This is a genomic window from Bacillus cereus (genome assembly GCF_015071065.1).
GTDB lineage: Bacteria > Bacillota > Bacilli > Bacillales > Bacillaceae_G > Bacillus_A > Bacillus_A cereus_BA.
On the sequence record NZ_VOVA01000077.1, the window covers coordinates 1 to 939 of the forward strand.

Below are 939 nucleotides of genomic sequence, written 5' to 3' on the forward strand. Positions count from 1 at the left end.
CATCGCTATCAAGCTAAAAAAATAGGTCACCCCCAAAACGAAAAAACATGTTAAATTCCCATAGATAACTATCTTATATTAATTACATAACCTAGTGTGTGATATAATAATATAAAGATATTATATTTAAAGGGGGGATTCAAATTGGTTAAAAACTTACCTTTACTAATAGTGATTTTAATACTTGGTGTAAGTTCTTCTACATTAAGTACGAATGGATACTTTTCTCCAGTTATAGAATGGTCTTTAATGATTATAAGTATTATTTTAAACATTACTGCAGTGATAGGTTTATCACTACACGTTCTTGTATATCAACCTATGAAAAGATTTGAAACAAATTTAAAAGAGACCTTCAAATAAAATAATTATATTTGAGGTAACACCACATCGCTATCGAGCTAAAAAAATGTATCCATAAAAAGAAAAAATACGCTATTCTTTCTGTAGAATCATAGGAAAGGATGGCGTTTTTTATGTCTGTTTCTGTGTCTGATGAATTACAACTATTTGCTCAAGAGATTCAAAGTTTTTTATCTCCAAATACCTTACGGAATCTTGCTAGAGATGTTGGTTTTGTACAACGAACCAGTAAGTATCAAGCAAAGGATTTAGTCGCTTTATGTGTATGGGTGAGCCAAAATGTCGCTACGACTTCTTTAACTCAGTTATCTAGCTGTTTGGAAGCATCAACAGAAGTACTCATCAGTCCTGAGGGACTGAATCAACGATTTAATAAAGCGGCCGTCCAATTTTTACAACACATATTAGCTGAACTACTAAACCAAAAATTGGTCTCGTCTATGCCGATTTCTTCTCCATATACTTCTGTTTTCAAGCGTATTCGTATTTTAGATTCAACTGCATTTCAACTTCCAGATCCCTTTGCATTCATTTATCCAGGGGCAGGAGGATGCAGCCATACGGCGGGGATAAAGA

Annotated in this window: 1 protein-coding gene and 1 pseudogene; both read left to right on the forward strand. The window is 33.4% G+C overall.

Annotation, left to right across the window (positions count from 1 at the left end; genetic code table 11):
• The first annotated feature begins 144 nt into the window (after positions 1-144).
• Positions 145-363, forward strand: a complete 219-nt coding sequence (locus tag FT637_RS29530) for a hypothetical protein (protein ID WP_000240393.1) — start codon at positions 145-147, stop codon at positions 361-363.
• Between the two features lie 113 nt (positions 364-476).
• Positions 477-939, forward strand: a pseudogene (locus FT637_RS29535) (IS4 family transposase); the annotation flags it as partial.